21 protein-coding genes are annotated in these 17813 nt (G+C 66.5%); 9 read left to right on the top strand and 12 right to left on the bottom strand.

What is annotated here, in order from left to right; genetic code table 11:
• The first annotated feature begins 33 nt into the window (after positions 1-33).
• Positions 34-1452 carry an adenylosuccinate lyase gene (purB, locus tag EV580_RS11800; RefSeq protein ID WP_133691369.1) on the top strand — a complete coding sequence of 473 codons (1419 nt, stop codon included), beginning with the start codon at positions 34-36 and terminating at the stop codon, positions 1450-1452.
• A 7-nt stretch (positions 1453-1459) separates the two neighbouring features.
• Here the strand turns inward: purB and EV580_RS11795 are convergent, their stop codons facing one another.
• Positions 1460-2281: a mycofactocin-coupled SDR family oxidoreductase gene (locus EV580_RS11795; RefSeq protein ID WP_133691368.1), complete on the bottom strand. Its 822-nt coding sequence runs from the start codon at positions 2279-2281 to the stop codon at positions 1460-1462.
• 51 nt (positions 2282-2332) lie between these two features.
• Here EV580_RS11795 and EV580_RS11790 point away from each other — a divergent pair, with 51 nt between their 5' ends.
• Positions 2333-2986 (top strand): TetR/AcrR family transcriptional regulator, encoded by a 654-nt coding sequence (locus tag EV580_RS11790; protein WP_133691367.1) that lies wholly within the window; start codon positions 2333-2335, stop codon positions 2984-2986.
• Here the strand turns inward: EV580_RS11790 and EV580_RS11785 are convergent.
• From EV580_RS11785 to EV580_RS11755, 7 genes are all read right to left on the bottom strand, one after another.
• Entirely contained in the window at positions 2974-3717 is a 744-nt protein-coding gene (locus EV580_RS11785) for an amidohydrolase family protein (RefSeq protein ID WP_133691366.1), read from the bottom strand. The two genes, EV580_RS11790 and EV580_RS11785, sit on opposite strands and share 13 nt — an antisense overlap.
• Positions 3714-5276, bottom strand: a complete 1563-nt coding sequence (locus EV580_RS11780) for a GMC family oxidoreductase (RefSeq protein ID WP_133691365.1) — start codon at positions 5274-5276, stop codon at positions 3714-3716. The genes EV580_RS11785 and EV580_RS11780 overlap by 4 nt, the downstream gene beginning before the upstream one ends.
• A complete protein-coding gene (locus EV580_RS11775; RefSeq protein ID WP_133691364.1) occupies positions 5276-5467 on the bottom strand; it encodes a ferredoxin in 192 nt (63 codons plus the stop codon). The genes EV580_RS11780 and EV580_RS11775 overlap by 1 nt, the downstream gene beginning before the upstream one ends.
• 14 nt (positions 5468-5481) lie before the next feature.
• Positions 5482-5907: a hypothetical protein gene (locus EV580_RS11770; RefSeq protein WP_133691363.1), complete on the bottom strand. Its 426-nt coding sequence runs from the start codon at positions 5905-5907 to the stop codon at positions 5482-5484.
• Positions 5907-6434, bottom strand: coding sequence for a hypothetical protein (locus tag EV580_RS11765; RefSeq protein WP_133691362.1), 528 nt, complete (start codon positions 6432-6434; stop codon positions 5907-5909). The genes EV580_RS11770 and EV580_RS11765 overlap by 1 nt, the downstream gene beginning before the upstream one ends.
• Positions 6431-7783 carry an aromatic ring-hydroxylating oxygenase subunit alpha gene (locus EV580_RS11760; RefSeq protein WP_133691361.1) on the bottom strand — a complete coding sequence of 451 codons (1353 nt, stop codon included), beginning with the start codon at positions 7781-7783 and terminating at the stop codon, positions 6431-6433. The genes EV580_RS11765 and EV580_RS11760 overlap by 4 nt, the downstream gene beginning before the upstream one ends.
• Before the next feature lie 132 nt (positions 7784-7915).
• On the bottom strand, positions 7916-8545 hold the full coding sequence (locus EV580_RS11755; protein WP_133691360.1) for a hypothetical protein: 630 nt from the start codon (positions 8543-8545) through the stop codon (positions 7916-7918).
• Between the two features lie 51 nt (positions 8546-8596).
• Here EV580_RS11755 and EV580_RS11750 point away from each other — a divergent pair, with 51 nt between their 5' ends.
• The 4 genes from EV580_RS11750 (at position 8597) to EV580_RS11735 (ending at position 12847) form a co-directional block, all read left to right on the top strand.
• Positions 8597-9490, top strand: coding sequence for a phosphoribosylaminoimidazolesuccinocarboxamide synthase (locus tag EV580_RS11750; RefSeq protein WP_133691359.1), 894 nt, complete (start codon positions 8597-8599; stop codon positions 9488-9490).
• The gene (locus EV580_RS11745; RefSeq protein WP_208114605.1) at positions 9487-11574 is read left to right on the top strand and encodes a S9 family peptidase; all 2088 of its coding nucleotides are present in this window, start codon (positions 9487-9489) and stop codon (positions 11572-11574) included. The genes EV580_RS11750 and EV580_RS11745 overlap by 4 nt, the downstream gene beginning before the upstream one ends.
• Before the next feature lie 10 nt (positions 11575-11584).
• A complete protein-coding gene (locus EV580_RS11740; protein ID WP_133691357.1) occupies positions 11585-12073 on the top strand; it encodes a glutathione peroxidase in 489 nt (162 codons plus the stop codon).
• A 69-nt stretch (positions 12074-12142) separates the two neighbouring features.
• Complete coding sequence (locus EV580_RS11735) at positions 12143-12847, top strand: DUF2334 domain-containing protein (protein WP_133691356.1); 705 nt, start codon at positions 12143-12145, stop codon at positions 12845-12847.
• Here the strand turns inward: EV580_RS11735 and EV580_RS11730 are convergent.
• The gene (locus EV580_RS11730) at positions 12836-13636 is read right to left on the bottom strand and encodes an SDR family oxidoreductase (protein ID WP_133691355.1); all 801 of its coding nucleotides are present in this window, start codon (positions 13634-13636) and stop codon (positions 12836-12838) included. The genes EV580_RS11735 and EV580_RS11730 overlap by 12 nt on opposite strands.
• A 26-nt stretch (positions 13637-13662) precedes the next feature.
• Positions 13663-14301 carry an MBL fold metallo-hydrolase gene (locus EV580_RS11725; RefSeq protein WP_133691354.1) on the bottom strand — a complete coding sequence of 213 codons (639 nt, stop codon included), beginning with the start codon at positions 14299-14301 and terminating at the stop codon, positions 13663-13665.
• Here EV580_RS11725 and EV580_RS11720 point away from each other — a divergent pair.
• The 3 genes from EV580_RS11720 to purQ are packed head-to-tail and all read left to right on the top strand — an operon-like array spanning position 14278 to position 15956.
• Positions 14278-14991 (top strand): ATPase, encoded by a 714-nt coding sequence (locus EV580_RS11720; RefSeq protein ID WP_133691353.1) that lies wholly within the window; start codon positions 14278-14280, stop codon positions 14989-14991. The genes EV580_RS11725 and EV580_RS11720 overlap by 24 nt on opposite strands.
• 51 nt (positions 14992-15042) lie before the next feature.
• Positions 15043-15282, top strand: coding sequence for a phosphoribosylformylglycinamidine synthase subunit PurS (purS, locus tag EV580_RS11715; protein WP_133691352.1), 240 nt, complete (start codon positions 15043-15045; stop codon positions 15280-15282).
• The gene (gene purQ / locus EV580_RS11710) at positions 15279-15956 is read left to right on the top strand and encodes a phosphoribosylformylglycinamidine synthase subunit PurQ (RefSeq protein WP_133691351.1); all 678 of its coding nucleotides are present in this window, start codon (positions 15279-15281) and stop codon (positions 15954-15956) included. The genes purS and purQ overlap by 4 nt, the downstream gene beginning before the upstream one ends.
• Here the strand turns inward: purQ and EV580_RS11705 are convergent.
• Both EV580_RS11705 and EV580_RS11700 read right to left on the bottom strand, forming a co-directional pair.
• Complete coding sequence (locus EV580_RS11705; RefSeq protein WP_133691350.1) at positions 15953-16750, bottom strand: family 1 encapsulin nanocompartment shell protein; 798 nt, start codon at positions 16748-16750, stop codon at positions 15953-15955. The two genes, purQ and EV580_RS11705, sit on opposite strands and share 4 nt — an antisense overlap.
• Entirely contained in the window at positions 16750-17775 is a 1026-nt protein-coding gene (locus tag EV580_RS11700; protein ID WP_166654673.1) for a Dyp-type peroxidase, read from the bottom strand. The genes EV580_RS11705 and EV580_RS11700 overlap by 1 nt, the downstream gene beginning before the upstream one ends.
• Positions 17776-17813 lie beyond the last annotated feature (38 nt).

Here is a 17813-nt window from a genome sequence, read left to right as displayed (position 1 = left end):
CCTTGCCGTACCAGGGCCGTAAGCTGTTGGGTTGTGACAATCCCCAATGTTTTGGCCGGGCGGTACGCCAGCGCGGACATGGTCGCGATCTGGTCGCCGGAGGCCAAGATCGTCGCCGAGCGCAAGCTGTGGCTCGCGGTGCTGCGTGCGCAGTCCGAGCTCGGCGTTGCCGTGCCCGCTGGCGTGATCGAGGACTACGAACGCGTGCTCGAAGAGGTCGACCTGGCCTCGATCGCCGCGCGTGAACGCGTCACCCGCCACGACGTGAAGGCCCGCATCGAGGAGTTCAACGCGCTGGCCGGCCACGAACACGTGCACAAGGGCATGACCAGCCGCGACCTCACCGAGAACGTCGAGCAGCTGCAGATCCGCCGGTCGCTGCAACTGGTGCACGCCCACGGCGTGGCCGTCGTGGCGCGGCTGGCTGAGAGTGCGGTGCTGTATCGCGAGCTGGTGATGGCCGGCCGCAGCCACAATGTCGCCGCCCAGGCCACCACGCTGGGTAAGCGGTTCGCCTCGGCCGCCGAGGAGACGCTGATCGCGCTGCGCCGCGTCGAGGAACTGATCGAGCGCTACCCGCTGCGCGGCATCAAGGGGCCGATGGGTACCGCCCAGGACATGCTCGACCTGTTCGACGGCGACGCCGACCGACTGGCTGAGCTGGAACGCCGGGTCGCCGAATTCCTGGGTTTCAACGCCGTTTTCACCAGCGTCGGGCAGGTGTACCCGCGCTCACTCGACCACGACGTGGTGTCGGCGCTGGTTCAGCTGGGAGCCGGCCCGTCGTCGTTCGCGCACACCGTGCGCCTGATGGCCGGCCACGAGCTGGTGACCGAAGGCTTCGCGCCGGGGCAGGTCGGCTCGTCGGCGATGCCGCACAAGATGAACACCCGCAGCTGCGAGCGGGTCAACGGCCTGCAGGTGATCCTGCGTGGCTACGGCTCGATGGCCGCGGAATTGGCTGGCGCGCAATGGAATGAAGGCGACGTGTTCTGCTCCGTGGTGCGCCGGGTCGCGCTGCCGGACGCATTCTTCGCCATCGACGGGCAGATCGAGACGTTCCTGACGGTGCTCGACGAGTTCGGCGCCTATCCGGCGGTGATCCAGCGCGAGCTCGATCGCTACCTGCCGTTCCTGGCCACCACCAAAGTGCTGATCGCCGCCGTGCGGGCCGGTGTCGGCAGAGAGACCGCGCACGAGGTGATCAAGGAACATGCGGTTGCCGTGGCGCTGGCAATGCGCGAAAAGGGCGCCGAGCCAGACCTTTTGGATCGATTGGCCGCCGACGACCGGCTGCCGCTGGACCGGGCCGCACTCGATGCCGCGCTGGCGGACAAGCAGGCCTTCAGCGGAGCGGCGGCAAGCCAGGTCGACCAGGTGGTAGCCGCCGTCGAAGAACTGGTCAGTGCCTACCCGGACGCCGCCAAGTACGCTCCCGGCGCGATTCTGTAGACCGGTGTCACATCACGGCGTGCCCGGCATCGACCGGTAGTGCAACGCCGGTGATGTAGCGCGCCTTCGGGCTCGCCAGGAAGACGACGGCGTTCGTGACGTCTTCGGACTCGACGAACGGAACGGGCAGCAGATTCGCCGACAGCGCGGCGCCGTTGGGATTCTCCTGGAACGTGCGGAGGGTGTGGTCGTTGAGGATCATCGGGGTGCCTACGCCGCTGGGGTGCACGGTGTTCACCCGAATGTTGTGCTGGGCATAGGCATTGGCCGCCGAGCGCATCAGCCCGACCACGCCGTGTTTGGCCGCGGCGTAGGCGAACATCGCCGCGCTACCGTCGCCGCCCTTTCCGACCAGACCCTGTGCCGAGCTGGTCAGGATGATCGAGCCGCCGCGTCCCTTACGGATGATCGACGGCACGGTCGCCACGATCGTGTGCCAGACGCCACCCAGATTGGTGTCGACGATGTCGCGGTACAGCTGTTCGTCGGCCGGATCCTTGAGCCCGATCGCCACCACTCCGGCATTGGCCACGACGATGTCGATATCGCCGAGCGTGTCCACGCCGCTGTCTACTGCCGCGGTCAGGGCCGCGAGGTCGCGGACGTCGGCGACCACCGGCACAACCCGCCGGCCCTGCGCCTCGACCAGCCGGACGGTCTCGTCGAGATCCTCCTTGGTGGCCAGCGGATAGGGAATCGAGTCGATGTCTGCGCAACGGTCGATGGCGATGATGTCGGCGCCCTCGGCGGCCAGCGCCACGGCGTGGCTCCTGCCCTGACCGCGGGCTGCGCCGGTGACTACTGCGACGGTGTCGGTGAGGTCTGCCACGACGCGGACTCTAACCGATCCTTCGCCGACTGTGAGAAGCTTCGGAGAGCGATGGCGAAACCCAAAGGTGCAGCGTCGGCCAACTCCTCGTTCCTCGGTCGGCCGGTCGGCGCCAACAGTGAAGAGACGAGGCAGCGGATCCTCGAGGCGACCATGCGCTGCGTCGCGGAGGTGGGCTACTCCAAGACGACGATCCGCGAGATCGCCCGCCAGGCGAAGATGACCAGCGGCAGTCTCTACCACTACTTCCCGAACAAGGCCGAACTCGTGAAGGCCACCTTCGACGAGGTTGCGACCATCGCCGTTCCCCGGCTCGAACAGGCCGCCGAGCAGAACGCCACCACGCTCGACAAGCTGATGGCCGTGCTCGACGAGAGCGTGCGGGTGATGCGGGATTACCCGCTGGCGGTCGCCTTCGATCGCGCCATCCGCGCCGAAAGCCCGCAGCACCTCCACCTCGCCGAGACCAGCGACACCCGATTCGTCGCACTGCGCAACCTGATCCGCGACATTCTCGAGCAGGGTGTCCACGACAAGGAGCTGGGCAGCGGCGTCGACGTGGAGAGCGCCGCCAACGCCGTCTACATGGTGTTCCGGGGTCTGAACGAATACGCCGCCAGCGCACCGCCACCCGAGGAGTACCTCGCCACCGTTGCCGCGCTCAAACAGCTTCTGCGGGGCCAGCTTTTCGACTACAGCCGGTAGAACGCCCGGGCGTTCGCGTCGAGAACCGCGTCGGCGAGGTCGGCTCCGACGGCGCTGGCGACCCGGTCGATATCGCTGTCCTGGAACGGGACCGCTGCGCGGGTGGAGGGTAGATCGCTGCCGAAGATCAGCGCGGCGGGATTCACCCCGACGATCGCGCGCATGAGGGCGTCGGGATCGGTGACGCTGATGCGGCCGAAACCCGTTGCCTTGACCACGGTTCCGGCTTCGACCAAGCGCAGTAGCGGCCCCGCGTCATCCGACATCCCGAGGTGGTCGACGCTGACCCGGGGCAGGGCAGCCAGCATGGGCTCCAGTTCGGGCAGGTCGGCGGCGTCGAGATAGAACTCGGAATGCCACCCGGCGACCTCATGTACCCGGCGGGCCAGAGTGTCGACATCGTCCAGGGTTGCCGACCCGCCGCGATACAGATTGAAGCGCACCGCGCGAACACCGGCCCGGTCCAGCGCCACGATGTCGTCGTCTGCGGTGTCGACCGCGATCTGGGTGACGCCCACAAAGCCTGGGCCCAATTGCGCCAGAGCCTCTTTCAGATACTCCTGATCAAATGCCTGAAATGACCCGCTGACCACAGCACCGCCGGTGACCTGTAGTGCGTGGACACGATGCAGGTAGTCCGCGGCCGTGAACGGATCGGGCAGGTAGCCAATGTTGGGCACCAACGGGAATCGCGGGTCGATGATGTGGAAGTGCGCATCGAAAACGCTCACGTGCCCGACTCGATGAAATCGGCGCAGCGTTCGCCGACCATGATGGCCGGGGCGTTGGTGTTGGCCCGCGGGATACACGGGAACACCGACGCATCGGCGACCCGCAATCCTTCGACCCCGCGTACATTCAGCTTCTCGTCCAAGACGCTGTCGGCCTCGGTGCCCATGGCGGCCGAGCATGCTGGGTGGCCGGTGGTCGCCACCGAACTCCGCAACCAGGCCTCGATCTGGGCGTCGGTCACGACGTCGGGACCGGGATTCAGTTCGGCGGTGACGACCGAGCCGAACGGCTCGGTGGCGACGATCTCTCGCGTACGTCGCACCACCCGGATGAACGCCTGCACGTCATCGGGGTGAGCCAGGGTGTTCAGCCGGATCTCCGGTGCGGCATGGGGATCCGGCGACTGTGCCAGCACGGTGCCCCGGCTCTTCGGCGTCCAGTAGGACTGCAGCACCGACGATGCGCGGCGCAGTTCCTGCTCCATGGCCACCAGGTTCACGTAGCTGGGGGAGTGGATCAGCTGGAAGTCCGGAGCCGGAAGGTCCGGGTGCGACCGGACGTGTGCGAGCGCCTCCATCGCGTTGCTCGTCATCTTTCCCGTGCGGCGAAACAGCCAGCGCAGCAGCCACTGTGGCTTCTGGGCGTCGGATAGACCGACGAAACCGGGATGCACGTCCCAGCTCATCGCCGCCGCGGGGTGGTCGGTGAGATTGGTTCCCACCAAGGGGCTTTCGACGACCGGCGCGATACCGACGGCACGCAGATGCTCGGCCGCACCGATACCGGACAGCTGCAGCAATTGAGGTGTCCCGTAGGCGCCGGCGGCGAGGATCACCTCCCGGTCGGCCCCGGCAATGTGGCGCTGCCCCTTGCGTTCGTACTCCACGCCGACCGACCGCCCGTCACGCAGCACCACCCGGTGCACGAGCGCTCCGGTGACCACGGTGAAATTCGAACGGCGCCGTGCGGCAGGAAGATACGCCCGCGCGGTATTCCAGCGCTGGCCCTTCCAGACCGTCACCGGCGCGATGGACGTGCCGTCGAGATCCGGTCCACCGAGATCCTCGTTGGCCGACACGCCCGCGGCCCGGGCGGCGGCCACCCACCGGGTGGACGTCACGTCGGGCTCGGCCAAGCGGGTCACCCGGATCGGCCCGGAAGTCCCGTGCGCGGGCCCGCCGAGGTAGTGCGACTCGATGCGGCGGAACACCGGCTCGACGTCGGACCAGCCCCAGCCGGGCAGTTGCCAGCCGTCATAGTCGAGCTGGGTGCCCCGCACCCAGACCATCGCATTCATCGAACTCGTGCCGCCCAGCACCCGCCCTCTGGGCTGAGGGATGACGCGGCCGTCGCACGCGGGCTCGGGTACCGAGTGAAAGTCCCAGTCGGTCGGGCCACCCATCTGCGCGGCGAAGGCCAGTGGCGCACGGACGGTCAGCCGCCGATCCGATCCGCCCGCCTCCAGCAGCAGGACGCGGGAGGTGCCGGCGGCCAGACGCCCGGCCAGCGCGCAGCCCGCCGAACCCGCACCGACGACGATGTAGTCGTAGTCGGGCACTAGCCTTCCGCGCTGATTGCGTGCTCGGGGCAGTCCTGCACGGCCTTGACGACGAGATCTTTGTACTGGTCCGGGATCTCGTCGAGCACCACCTCGGCGTAGCCGTCAGCGGTCCAGGCGAACACGTCGGGGCACGTCGACACGCAGTCGCCGTGCCCGGCGCAGCGGTCGGAATCGACAGCGGCCTTCATCGGTTCCCCAATCGTCAGATCTCGACACCCTCGTAGCTGGCGAGCATATCGGGATCGGGCAGCGCCATTTGCAGATATACGTCGATACGAGTGATCTTTCCCGCCGCGTCGAATTCGTAGACCGACACCGAGTTGACCGAGTTGCTGAAATCGCCGATTCTGCTGCGCTCTTCGAGCTCCAGGAAGACCACGTTCCCGGCCTCGGTGACCCGCTTGAACTCCGACTCCCACTCCGATGACGTCGCCCAGTTGGTCAGGAAGCCGACGTACTCGGCCCAGTTCATCACCTCTTTGAAATTGCCGACCCGGACGAAGTTCTCGGTATCGATCAGCTCGGCCAGCGGCGCCCAGCTGTCCGCCGTGAACCCCGGTCGCTTGGCCTCGTCGACCAACCGTTTCATCAGCACGCTGTAGTCGAGCACGCTCTGGGACAACGTCATCAGACGGTCAATCCCTCTTCGGCCAGCCGGCGCTCCAGCGCGTCGGTGTACTCGTGGGTGCCGTGGAACGGTCCGTGTACACCGATCGCGACATCGAGGAAGTCGCTGTACTCGCTGTTGACGTGCGTCTCCCACCGCATGACTTCGCCGTCGTCGTTGGTGTCGACGAAACTGTATGAGTAGAAGCCCATTACGGTGCCGTCGGCCTTATTGGTGCCCTGCCAGCGGGTCTTCATCACGAAGCCGTTGTCGGCAGGCCAGTGCCGGAAGTCGACGGGCTTCCAGTCCGGGAACCGCAGCGAGTACACCTTGGCCTCCATGGTCGAGGCGCGGGCGGACTCCTCGGGGAATTCACTGAGCTTGAACGCCTCGTCGCCGGTGAAGTACGGCGACGCGTACATGCAGTCCGGATGGAATTTCCATACCTCCACGAACTTCTCGCCGTCCTGCACGCCCTGGCGCAGGTAGGCGTCGCCGTAGGCATGGGCCATCCGGGTGTGCAGGGCGATGCGGTCTTCGAGTTTCACGGGGTGCCTTTCTGCGACAGGTACCTGTCGACGACGGAGTGGAAGTGCGCGATCACGACTTCTTCTTTGACCAAAGTCATGTGGTCCAACTTGGTGTTGCGAAGCCCCAACTGCTGGCGTGGCATCTGCACGTAATCCTGGTGCAGCGCTTCGAAATACTTGTAGCTGCCGGGCTCGTCGACCTCGATCAGGTCGACCGTGAACTGGTCGCTGATCTCCGGCGGCAGATACATGAAGCTGGCGACGTGCCAGATGCACCGGTTGGGGTCGCCGTCGGGATGCGGGACGGCCATGATGACGTGGCATTCGCCGGCGCGGATGGTCATGAAGAAGTTCGGGAAGAGCGTCCAGCCGTGGTTGTCGCTCATTTGCTCGTCGGTCAATTCGCTGACATCGAGACCCATGCCGGTCAGGGTGTCTCTTGTGGCCTGCTGCAACAGTTTTCGCGCGGTGATGCCGTCAGGGAAATCGACCGAACCGTCCTCGGCGGCATACGGCTTGACGAGTTCTTGGAAGCGCGGGATCACCGCGGCGGTGCCGGGGAAGGTCTCGGGCAGCGCCATGATGCCCTCGACCTGCTTCTCGGCGGTGGCGCCCTGCACCTCGAACGGTGCCATCGCGACGCTGTGGGTCTCGAAGAACCGGTACCGACTGGTCGCCGGATCGATCGCGAGGACCGCCAGCAGCTGGGGGTGGATGCCGTTGATGTGGTAGCCCTCGTCGAAGGCGTCCATCACGACTTTCCAGTTGCAGTCCAGCGATTCGCGAACATTCATCACCGTGACCATCTGGTCGAGGTGATAGGGCGCCAGGATCGCCATGGCCTCGGCACCGATCCAGTCCGCCAGCGGCGCGGCGTCGGGATCGGGGTTGAGGAAAATGAATCCGCCGAACGTGTCGACCGGCACCTCGATGAGCGAATTGTCGTCCTTGTCGAGCGGTCCGGCGTCGGCCTCGCGCAGCAGCCCCTTGAGCTTGCCCTCGAGGTCGTACGACCACAGGTGGTACTGGCAGAGGAATCCGCGCTTGGCGTTGCCGGTGCCCTGGCACAGCACATTGCCGCGGTGCCGGCAGGCGTTGACGAAGCCGCGGAGCTTCTCATCCTTGCCGCGCACGATGACGAACGACTGGTCGTAGATCGTGTAGACCTTCCAGTCGCCGACGTTCGGAAGTTCGTCGACCCGGCCGACGAACTGCCACACCTTCATCCAGAGCAGTTCGCGTTCTCGCGCGGCGTAGCCGGGGGAGGTGTAGCGCTCGGTGCTGATCGTCATGTTGTAGGTCCCGGCGAAGTCGTCGGGACCGGGGGCGTGGTCGACCCAGTGCCCCGGCAGGGCGGTGGACGTCATCAATACCTCCGTGCTCGGATAGTAATCAATCAATTGATTAATTACTGTCCAGCCACGGCGCCCCGGTGTCAAGGTTGCACGCGATTTGGGCGTGATTTCGTTCGCTCAGCGGCGGTTTTCGCGCCGAAATCGCTAAGAGCGCCAGGCGCGGGGGACACCCACTCCGGCCGAGCGCAGTTCGAGTGCGGCCAGCCCGCGGATCGCATACGGGTCCTCCCGCCGCCACGCTCCGACCGGGTCGAAGCTCACCTCGGTGAGCCTGCGCAGCGGCCGGTTGGCCAGCGCCCGCAGTGCGAGCAGCTGCTCACCGGCGGGGGTTCTGGCCAGCATGATGACCGTCCACTTCCGGCGGAAGAACCGGATGCGCAGGAACAGCCAGGGCATGCCGATCGCCAGAATCGGCGGCGCGGCCACCGCGATGCCCAGCAGCACCGCCAGCCAGGAGGCCGTGGTGTCCAGGTTGTGGCCCGCCCCGGCCAGATCGAGCGCGTACTCGCTGGCCGCGCGCAGCGGCTTGGACACCGTGTCGCCGACGAGCGGGATCTTGTGCGCACTGTCGCCTGCCGAGTGCAGATTGTCCGAGATCCCGGTGGCGCCGTCCTTGACCTCCCGGCCCACCTCGGCGATCGTCGCGACCGCCGAATGTACGGCCAGCCCGACGAGCACCCACACGGTGATCCACGACCCGACCAGCAGGTCGCTGAACAACTGAACGAGCAGCCGGCCTGGAGTTGTGGCGTAGGGCAGGAACCGCGATCTCATGGCTCGATCCCAGCACAGTCCCGCCGGGTCAGAGGCCGTTAGGCTGACGCGATGCGCCCTGCTCTGAGCGACTATCCACATCTGGCCAGCGGTAAGGTCCGCGAGATCTATCGCATCGACGACGAGCACCTGTTGTTCGTCGCCAGCGACCGAATCTCGGCCTACGACTACATCCTGGACAGCCTGATCCCCGACAAAGGCCGCATCCTCACCGCGATGAGCGTGTTCTTCTTCGACTTCATCGACGCCCCCAACCACCTCGCCGGTCCGCCCGACGACCCCCGGATCCCCGACGAGGTGCTGGGCCGTGCGCTGGTGGTTCGCCAGCTGGAGATGGTGCCCATCGAGTGCGTGGCCCGCGGCTACCTGACCGGCTCGGGCCTGCTGGATTACCAGCGTGACGGCACGGTCTGTGGGATCGCGCTGCCCCCGGGCCTCGGTGAGGCCAGCAAGTTCGACGAGCCGCTGTTCACCCCGGCGACCAAGGCCGAGCTGGGCGACCACGACGAGAACATCTCGTTCGACCGAACCATCGAGCTGGTCGGGGCCGTGCGAGCCAACCAGATCCGCGAGCGCACCCTGCAGATCTACCTCCAGGCCGCCGACCATGCCCTGACCAAGGGCATCATCATCGCCGACACCAAGTTCGAGTTCGGCGTGGACGCCGACGACCGGGTGGTGCTGGCCGACGAGGTCTTCACCCCGGACTCGTCGCGGTACTGGCCGGCCGACACCTATCAACAAGGTGTCGTGCAGCCCAGCTTCGACAAGCAGTTCGTCCGCAACTGGCTCACTGGACCCGAATCGGGCTGGGACCGTAATGGTTCCGCCCCGCCACCGCCGTTGCCCGACGATATCGTCGAAGCCACTCGTGCCCGCTATATCGAAGCCTACGAACGCATTTCAGGATTGTCGTTCGCCGACTGGATCGGATCCAACCAGTGACTCCTCCCATCGCCAAGCGGGTCGACACCCAGCGCGTCTTCCACGACGATGTGTTCGTCGATCCCTACGAGTGGTTTCGCGAGAAGTCCGATCCGGAGGTCATCGCCCACCTCGAAGCGGAGAACGCCTACGCCGACGAGGCCACCGCCGACCTGGAGCCGTTGCGGCAGAAGATCTTCGACGAGATCAAGGCCCGCACCAAGGAAACCGACATGTCGGTTCCGACCCGGCGCGGCGACTGGTGGTACTACGGCCGCAGCTTCGAAGGCAAGCAGTATGGCGCGCATTGCCGCTGCCCGATCGCCGGTCCGGACGACTGGGATCCACCGGTGTTCGACGAGGGCACCGAGGTCCCTGGCGAGCAGGTGCTGCTCGATGAGAACGTGGAATCCGACGGCCACGAATTCTTCTCGCTCGGCGCATGCAGTGTGAGCCTCGACGGCAACCTGCTGGCCTATTCGGTGGACGTCGTCGGCGACGAGCGGTATACGCTGCGGTTCAAGGACTTACGTACCGGCGAGCTCTATCCCGACGAGATCAAAGGCATCTCATCGGGGGTGACGTGGGCGGCCGACAACGCGACCATCTACTACACGACCGTCGACGACGCGTGGCGGCCCGACACCGTGTGGCGCCACCGACTCGGCTCGAGCGAGCCTGACGAGCAGGTCTTCCATGAACCCGACGAACGGTTCTGGATCGGGATGGGCCGCAGCCGGAGCAACAAGTACGTGATCATCGCCGCCGGCTCGGCGATCACCTCGCAGGTCTGGTTCGGTGACGCGGCCGACCCGAATACCGAGTTCACCAGTGTGCTTCCGCGTCGCGACGGCGTCGAATACTCGGTGGACCACGCGGTCGTCGGCGGTGAGGACAAGTTCCTGATCCTGCACAACGACGGGGCGGTCAACTTCACCCTCGTGGAGGCGCCGGTCACCGATCCCACCGACCAGCGCACGCTGATCGCCGCGCGCGACGATGTGCGCCTGGACGGGGTCGATGTGTTTGCCGACCACCTCGTCGTCAGCTACCGCAGGGAGGCGTTGCCGCGAATCCAGTTGTGGCCCATCGGTGCTGACGGATACGGCACGCCCGAGGAGATCCATTTCGATTCGGAGCTGGCGTCGGCGGGCCTGGCAGGCAATCCCAACTGGTCCACGCCGAAGCTGCGGGTGGGCACCACGTCGTTCGTGACGCCGCTGCGCATCTACGACCTCGACCTGGCCACCGGCGAGCGCACGCTGCTGCGTGAACAGCCGGTGCTGGGCGGCTACCGTCGCGAGGACTATGTCGAGCGGCGGGACTGGGCTGTCGCCGAGGACGGCACCCGCGTGCCCATCTCTGTCATCTACAAGGCGGGTATCGAATTCCCCGCTCCCGCACTGCTATACGGCTACGGCGCGTACGAGTCCTCGGAGGATCCCCGCTTCTCGGTGGCGCGGCTGTCGCTGCTCGATCGGGGAATGGTGTTCGCCATCGCCCACGTCCGCGGCGGCGGTGAGATGGGGCGGCTCTGGTACGAGCACGGCAAGCTGCTGCAGAAGCGGAACACCTTCACCGACTTCATCGCGGCGGCACAGCATCTCGTCGACAGCGGCCTGACCCGGCCGCAGAATCTGGTGGCGCTCGGCGGCAGTGCCGGTGGACTGCTGATGGGAGCCGTCGCGAACCTGGCGCCGCACCTTTTCGCCGGCATCCTCGCGCAGGTGCCGTTCGTGGATCCGCTCACCACCATCCTGGATCCGTCGCTGCCGCTGACAGTGACCGAATGGGACGAGTGGGGAAACCCGTTGGAGAACAAGGACGTCTACTTCTACATGAAGTCCTATTCCCCGTACGAGAACGTCGAGGCCAAGGAGTATCCGGCGATCCTGGCGATGACATCGCTCAACGACACCCGGGTGCTTTACGTCGAGCCTGCGAAGTGGGTTGCCGCACTGCGGCATACCAAGACCGATGGGCATCCGGTGCTGCTGAAGACGCAGATGGCCGCCGGCCACGGCGGGATCAGCGGACGCTACGAACGCTGGAAGGAAGCCGCCTTCCAGTACTCGTGGCTGCTGGCCACCGCGGGTGCTTGCTAATGTCAGCCACATGAGTCTGACCGACATCCCGCTCACCACGCTCGCCGGCGCGCCCACCTCGCTGGCCGACTACGCCGACCGCGCGGTCCTCCTGGTCAACGTCGCTTCCAAGTGCGGCCTCACCCCGCAGTACGAGGCCATGGAGAAGCTGGCCCGCGACTACGCAGATCGCGGCCTGGCCGTGATCGGTGTGCCGTGCAACCAGTTCATGGGGCAGGAGCCGGGAACGCCGGAGGAGATTGCAACCTTCTGCTCGACCACCTATGGCGTGACGTTCCCGCTGCTGGCCAAGACCGACGTCAACGGCGCCGACCGGCACCCGCTGTATGCCGAGCTCACCGAGTTCGCCGACGGTGACGGCAAGGCCGGCGACATCCAGTGGAACTTCGAGAAGTTCGTGATCGCACCGGGTGGCACGGTGGTCAACCGATTCCGGCCGCAGACCGCACCCGACGCCCCCGAAGTGGTGGCCGCGATCGAGGCGGTCCTGCCGGGCTGAACCCGGATGGTCGCCTGACATCTTGCTGCCGGACACTGTCCGGACACCTGAAATTGCCACACTGCGAACGTGGCTGGCCAACTCATCGTGTCGATTTCCGGGATCAACGACCGGACGCTGCGCGACGTCAAGGAGTTCTGCGGCGCGCTCGACGGGCGAAAGGTCCCGGCCTCACTCCTCGTCGCGCCCCGGCAGAAGGACGGCTATCGCCTGGAGTCTGACCCCGGCACCATCGGCTGGCTGACCAGCCGGCGGGCCAAAGGTGACGCGGTGGTGCTGCACGGATTCGACGCGGCTGCCACCAAGAAGCGCCGCGGAGAATTCGCGACCCTGCCCGCGCACGAGGCGAACCTGCGGTTGATGGGCGCCGATCGCGTGCTCGAGCACGTCGGCCTGCGGACCCGGCTTTTCGCCGCCCCGGGTTGGACGGTCTCGTCAGGCACTGAGTTCGCGTTGCCGCGCAACGGCTTCCGACTACTCGTCGATCTGCACGGCATCACCGACCTGGTGTCCGGCGAAGCCACCCGCGCACGGGTCGTCGGTATCGGCGAGGGGTTCGTGACCGAACCGTGGTGGTGTCGCACCCTGGTGCTCTCCGCGGAGCGCACCGCCCGGCGCGGCGGCATCGTCCGATTGGCGGTCACCGCAAAGCAACTCGGCAAAGTCGGTCCACGTCAGGCCATGCTCGACGCGATCGATCTGGCCCTCATGCACGGCTGCGCGCCGACGATATACCGCTGGGACGCAGCGGTACCCAGCATCTCAGCGGCCTGAGCCGCTGGCCGTCGTCGCCATCCCGCCGTCGACCGGGATGATCGCCCCGTTCACGTACGAACCGGCGCGGCTGGCCAAGAAGATTGCGATTCCCGCCATGTCGTCGTCGCGGCCGATCCGCCGCATCGGCGAGGACGCGGCGATGGCGTCCCCGAACGCATCGAGCGTGGCAGCCATCATCTTCGACTGGAACGGGCCCGGCGCCACGGCGTTCACCGTGACATGTTGTGGCCCAAGCTCTTTAGCCAGAACACGGGTCAGCTGGTGCACGGCCGCCTTGCTGGCCGAATAGGAGTAGGTGTTCATCACCGGGACGTGGATTCCGTCGATGCTGCCGATGTTGATCACCCGTGCCGGATCGTCCTGCGTGCCGGCCTTACGCAACGCGCCCGCCAATTCCTGCACCATCCAGAACGGCGACTTCACGTTGAGGTCGAGCACCTTGTCCCACGCCGAGGCGGGAAACGTCTCCAGCGGTTCACCCCACGTCGCACCGGCATTGTTGACCAGGATGTGCAGTTCGTCGGTGTCAGCGAGCACTTCGGCGGCCAGCCGTTTGCATTCCTCCTGGCGCGACAGATCCGCCGGAATCGCGCTGATCGACCCGAACTCGGAGAGCTCCTCGACCACCTGCGCGCACTTGTCGGCCTTCCGAGAACTGATGATCACCCGGGCACCCGCCTGCAGCAGGCCGCGGGCGATCATCACCCCGATGCCGCTGCTGCCGCCGGTGACCAGCGCGGTCTTGCCGGACAGCCCGAACAGGTGATCCAAATCCGCAGAACTCATTCAATAGCCTTCCACAACAACAGTTTTCAGAACCGGAACGAATTCTCCTCCGGTAGCACCCGGAAGTCGGTGTCGGTCATCTCGGTGAGCCGACCGTAATAGATTCCGCGAGCCTCCGGAGCCACTATGCCCTGATGGATCGGGACGGCATGCGCCGGTGCCACCGCCCGCAGATAGTCGACTGCTTCGGAAATTCGCATCCACGGTGCGGCGGCCGGTGCGGCCAGCACGTCCACCGGCTCGTCGGGCACGAACAACGCATCGCCGGGATGCATGAGCCGCGCCGGATGGTCGGCATCGCCGACCAGATACGAGATGTTGTCGATCACCGGGATCTCCGGGTGGATGACGGCGTGCCTGCCGCCGACCCCGCGGATGGTAAGCCCCGCGACGTTCAGTGCGTCCCCGACGTGGACCGCGCGCCAGGGCTCACCGAGTTCGGCCGCCGTCGCGGGATCGGCATACAGCACGGCGTTCGGGTTGGCCTCGACCAGCGCGGGAAGGCGTTCACGGTCGGCGTGGTCGGGGTGCTGATGCGTGATCAGGATGGCCGACAACCCGGTCACACCCTCGAAACCATGGGAGAAGTTACCCGGGTCGAACAACAGCGTGGCCCCGTCGAACTCAGCGAGAAGGCATGAATGCCCGAAATGCGTCAGTTCCATGTTTACGATTGTGCGCGCATGGGGAGGCGGCAAAACGTGCGGTTGGCTATCGCGGTGGTGCTGGTGGCCTGCGGGCTTGCCGTCGCACCGCCCGCTGCCGCCGAACCCGACACCTGCCCGCCCAACTGCGACCGCATTCCCGACGCGGCCTGGATCGCGCCGTGGGCGATGCCGCTCAACGCCCGCTACACCTGGCCGCGTCTGTCCGGCGTGGCGGTGACCGCCACCGCGCCCCGATTCCGGTTCGAGGAACTGTGCGGCAGCCCGCCGATGCCACAGGATCCGCGCGTCTATGCCGTCGCGGAACGGGCCACCGTCGTCAATCCCGACGGCCAGTGGCAGCTGCAGGCGACCGTCATGCACTGGCGTGGCGAGACTTGGCGCGGTGGCCAGCTGGCCGACGATGTCTTTCACCACGCCGTGGCCGCCCTGCGATCCTGCCAGCGCACCAACCCGCTGGCCTCACCGTCGCTGACCATCGACCAGAACGACCGGATGGCCGCGGTGATCAGCGGGCCGGTGATCCTGCGCGAGTACGTGGTGGCCAATCCGGCGAACAGCACCGTGACCGAGCTGGCGATGTGGTCGACCGCGCCGCCGCAGACCGCGTGGCCGATGGCCGCCGACGAAACCGTGCTCGATGCCCTGGGCGCGCCGCTGTGCACGGCCTACATCGGGTCGTGCGGATGAGCCGCCGGTAGAGTTACACCGCAACATTCCCCGACGTCAGCAGGAGTGCCTGTGGCCCGTGTGGTGGTCAACGTGATGCCCAAAGCCGAGATTCTCGACCCCCAGGGTCAGGCGATCGTCGGCGCATTGGGCCGGCTGGGACACGCCGGCATCGCAGATGTCCGGCAGGGCAAGCGATTCGAACTCGAAGTCGACGACTCGATCAGCGACGAGGCGCTCGCCGAGATCGCCGAGTCGCTGCTGGCCAACACCGTCATCGAGGACTGGTCGGTCACTCGGGAGCAAGCGTGAGCGCACGGATCGGGGTCATCACCTTCCCCGGCACGCTCGACGATGTCGACGCCGCCCGCGCGGTGCGGCTGGCAGGCGCCGAAGCGGTTAGCCTCTGGCACGGTGACGCCGACCTAAAGGGCGTCGACGCCGTCGTCGTCCCCGGCGGTTTCTCCTACGGCGACTACCTGCGCTGCGGGGCGATCGCGAAGTTCGCACCCGTCATGGGTGAGGTCATCGCCGCCGCGAACAAGGGGATGCCGGTGCTCGGCATCTGCAACGGATTCCAGGTGCTGTGCGAGGCCGGGCTGCTGCCGGGCGCGCTGACCCGCAACGCCGGCCTGCACTTCATCTGTCGCGACGTGTGGCTGACGGTCGACTCGATCACCAGCGCGTGGACCTCGCGGTATGAATCGGGCGCCGAGCTGCTGGTGCCGCTGAAGTCCGGCGAGGGCCGCTACGTGGCCAGCGAAGCGGTGCTCGACGAACTCGAGGGCGAGGGCCGGGTGGCGTTCCGCTATGCCGACAACCCCAACGGCTCGATGCGCGACATCGCCGGCATCAGCTCGGCCAACGGCCGGGTCGTCGGCCTGATGCCGCACCCCGAGCACGCCACCGAGGCGCTGACCGGCCCGTCCGACGACGGGCTCGGCCTGTTCTACTCGGCGCTCGACGCGGTGCTGGCCGCGTCCTAGGCGGTCAGCGCGACCGACGCCTCGGCGGTGTAGCAGAGGAACGTCAGCGTCTCCTGCATGTACAGCTGCACGGAGTCGGCGTCGTGGCTCAGATACCCGATCGCGACATCGGTGCCCAGCTGCAGATCGAAATCCCCGCCGCGGGTGCTCAGCAGGAACGCGCCGTCGATCGCGGGCGCCCAGATGATCTCGCCGTCCACCAGCCGGTTGAGGTGCTCGCGGAGCGGATAGCCGTGCTCGGTGGTCTCGCTGACCTTGGTGTAGGCATCGGCCGACAGCAGCACCGAATACGGGCCGTCCACACCCGCCAACCGCAGCTCCGAGAGCGCCTGGGCGAACACGTCGGGGTACTCGCGGGGATCCTCGGGCAACGCCAGCGCGGGGTTGGAGCTGCAGCTGCGGATGCCGTCGATCGACGCCGCCGAATAGCCCTCGAAGATCGCCCGATCCTCGATGAACGCGAGCTTCTTGGCGGCGTCCTTGACCGGATCCCAGTCCGAATCCTGCGCGCCGCGCTCCACGTCGTCGATCGCGGTGCGCGACACGGTGAACGGGACCCGCAGCCGCACCAGCGGCTTGGACTCGCGAAGGTGCGCCACCACACCCTCGGCCGGCGCCGTCACGTCGCGCAGATGGCCGGTGCTGATCGCGGCCGTCACCGGACCACCCGGCTCGCTGACGTCGACGACGCGGCGACCGGCGATATGCCGCTTGAACGTCCGGGTCGCCTCCAATTCGATTTCGCTCCAAGCCGATTCGGTGATCGGAGCAAGCTCGCGGTAGAGGTTGTTCATCAGGGCTGTCCTTTCAGGCTGCCGATCGCCAATGAGCCGTCGGAGGTGGTGGCAGGTGCCGGGGGAGCTGCTTCGATCTCGCCGGAGCCCGGTCTCGGCGGCGGATCGTTCAGGAAATCGACGATGGGCGTGAAGAACATCGTGCCGGTCAGCGCGGTGGAGAAATCGAGGATCCGGTCGGTGTTGCCGGGCGGATCGCCGAGGAACATGTTCTCCAACATCTTCTCGGTGACCTCGGGCGAGCGCGAGTAGCCGATGTAATACGTGCCGTACTCGCCGGTGCCGATCTCGCCGAACGGCATGTTGGCCCGCACGATTTTGAGCTCGTTGCCGTCGGCGTCCTCGATCACGTTCAGCGCGATGTGGGAGTTGGCCGGTTTCACGTCGTCGGCCATCTCGATGTCCTCGAGCTTGCTGCGGCCGATCACGTTCTCCTGCTCGGTGACCGACAACGAATCCCACGACGACATGTCGTGGACGTACTTCTGTACATGGACATAGCAGCCGCCGGCGAAATCCGGGTCTTCGTCGCCGATCTCGGTGGCGCTCAAGGCCTGTGGGCCGTCCGGGTTCTCGGTGCCGTCGACGAAGCCGAGCAGGTCGCGATTGTCGAAGAACTTGAACCCGTGCACCTCGTCGACGATCGTGATCCCACCTGCCATCGCCTTGACCACCCGGCCGGCCAGTTCGAAGCAGACATCGAGCGTCTCGGCCCGGATGTGGAACAACAGATCACCGGGCGTGGCCGGGGCGTGGTGCCGCGAGCCGTGCAGCTCGACGAACGGGTGCAGATCTTTGGGCCGCGGCCCCGCGAACAACCGGTCCCACGCCTGCGATCCGATCGACGTCACCATCGACAGGTTCTTCGTCGGGTCCCGGAAACCGATCGCCTTGACGAGGCCACCCAGATCGGGCAAGGCGTCGTGCACGGCGGCCTCGCCGCCCTCATTGATCGTGGCCACCAAAAAGATCGCGGCGGGTGTCAGGGGAGCCAGTACCGGTTGAGGTAGCGGGGAGGGCACCATCTGACCCTAACGAAAATGATGTCGGCGATGATGGTGAA

It is taken from the genome of Mycobacterium sp. BK086 (assembly GCA_004362315.1).
Taxonomy (GTDB): domain Bacteria; phylum Actinomycetota; class Actinomycetes; order Mycobacteriales; family Mycobacteriaceae; genus Mycobacterium.
The sequence above is the reverse complement of the archived record's forward strand: the minus strand, read 5'-3'. Positions and strand labels throughout refer to the sequence as shown.

Excerpts from the sequence above, each read along its gene's own strand:
- EV580_RS11755 (WP_133691360.1), bottom strand. The coding sequence starts at position 8,545 with ATGAGATCGCGGTTCCTGCCCTACGCCACAACTCCAGGCCGGCTGCTC.
- EV580_RS11700 (WP_166654673.1), bottom strand. The coding sequence starts at position 17,775 with ATGGTGCCCTCCCCGCTACCTCAACCGGTACTGGCTCCCCTGACACCC.
- EV580_RS11705 (WP_133691350.1), bottom strand. The coding sequence starts at position 16,750 with ATGAACAACCTCTACCGCGAGCTTGCTCCGATCACCGAATCGGCTTGG.
- EV580_RS11775 (WP_133691364.1), bottom strand. The coding sequence starts at position 5,467 with ATGAAGGCCGCTGTCGATTCCGACCGCTGCGCCGGGCACGGCGACTGC.
- EV580_RS11730 (WP_133691355.1), bottom strand. The coding sequence starts at position 13,636 with ATGAGTTCTGCGGATTTGGATCACCTGTTCGGGCTGTCCGGCAAGACC.
- EV580_RS11790 (WP_133691367.1), top strand. The coding sequence starts at position 2,333 with ATGGCGAAACCCAAAGGTGCAGCGTCGGCCAACTCCTCGTTCCTCGGT.
- EV580_RS11720 (WP_133691353.1), top strand. The coding sequence starts at position 14,278 with ATGCCCGAAATGCGTCAGTTCCATGTTTACGATTGTGCGCGCATGGGG.
- EV580_RS11770 (WP_133691363.1), bottom strand. The coding sequence starts at position 5,907 with ATGACGTTGTCCCAGAGCGTGCTCGACTACAGCGTGCTGATGAAACGG.
- EV580_RS11740 (WP_133691357.1), top strand. The coding sequence starts at position 11,585 with ATGAGTCTGACCGACATCCCGCTCACCACGCTCGCCGGCGCGCCCACC.
- EV580_RS11725 (WP_133691354.1), bottom strand. The coding sequence starts at position 14,301 with ATGGAACTGACGCATTTCGGGCATTCATGCCTTCTCGCTGAGTTCGAC.
- EV580_RS11750 (WP_133691359.1), top strand. The coding sequence starts at position 8,597 with ATGCGCCCTGCTCTGAGCGACTATCCACATCTGGCCAGCGGTAAGGTC.
- EV580_RS11760 (WP_133691361.1), bottom strand. The coding sequence starts at position 7,783 with ATGACGTCCACCGCCCTGCCGGGGCACTGGGTCGACCACGCCCCCGGT.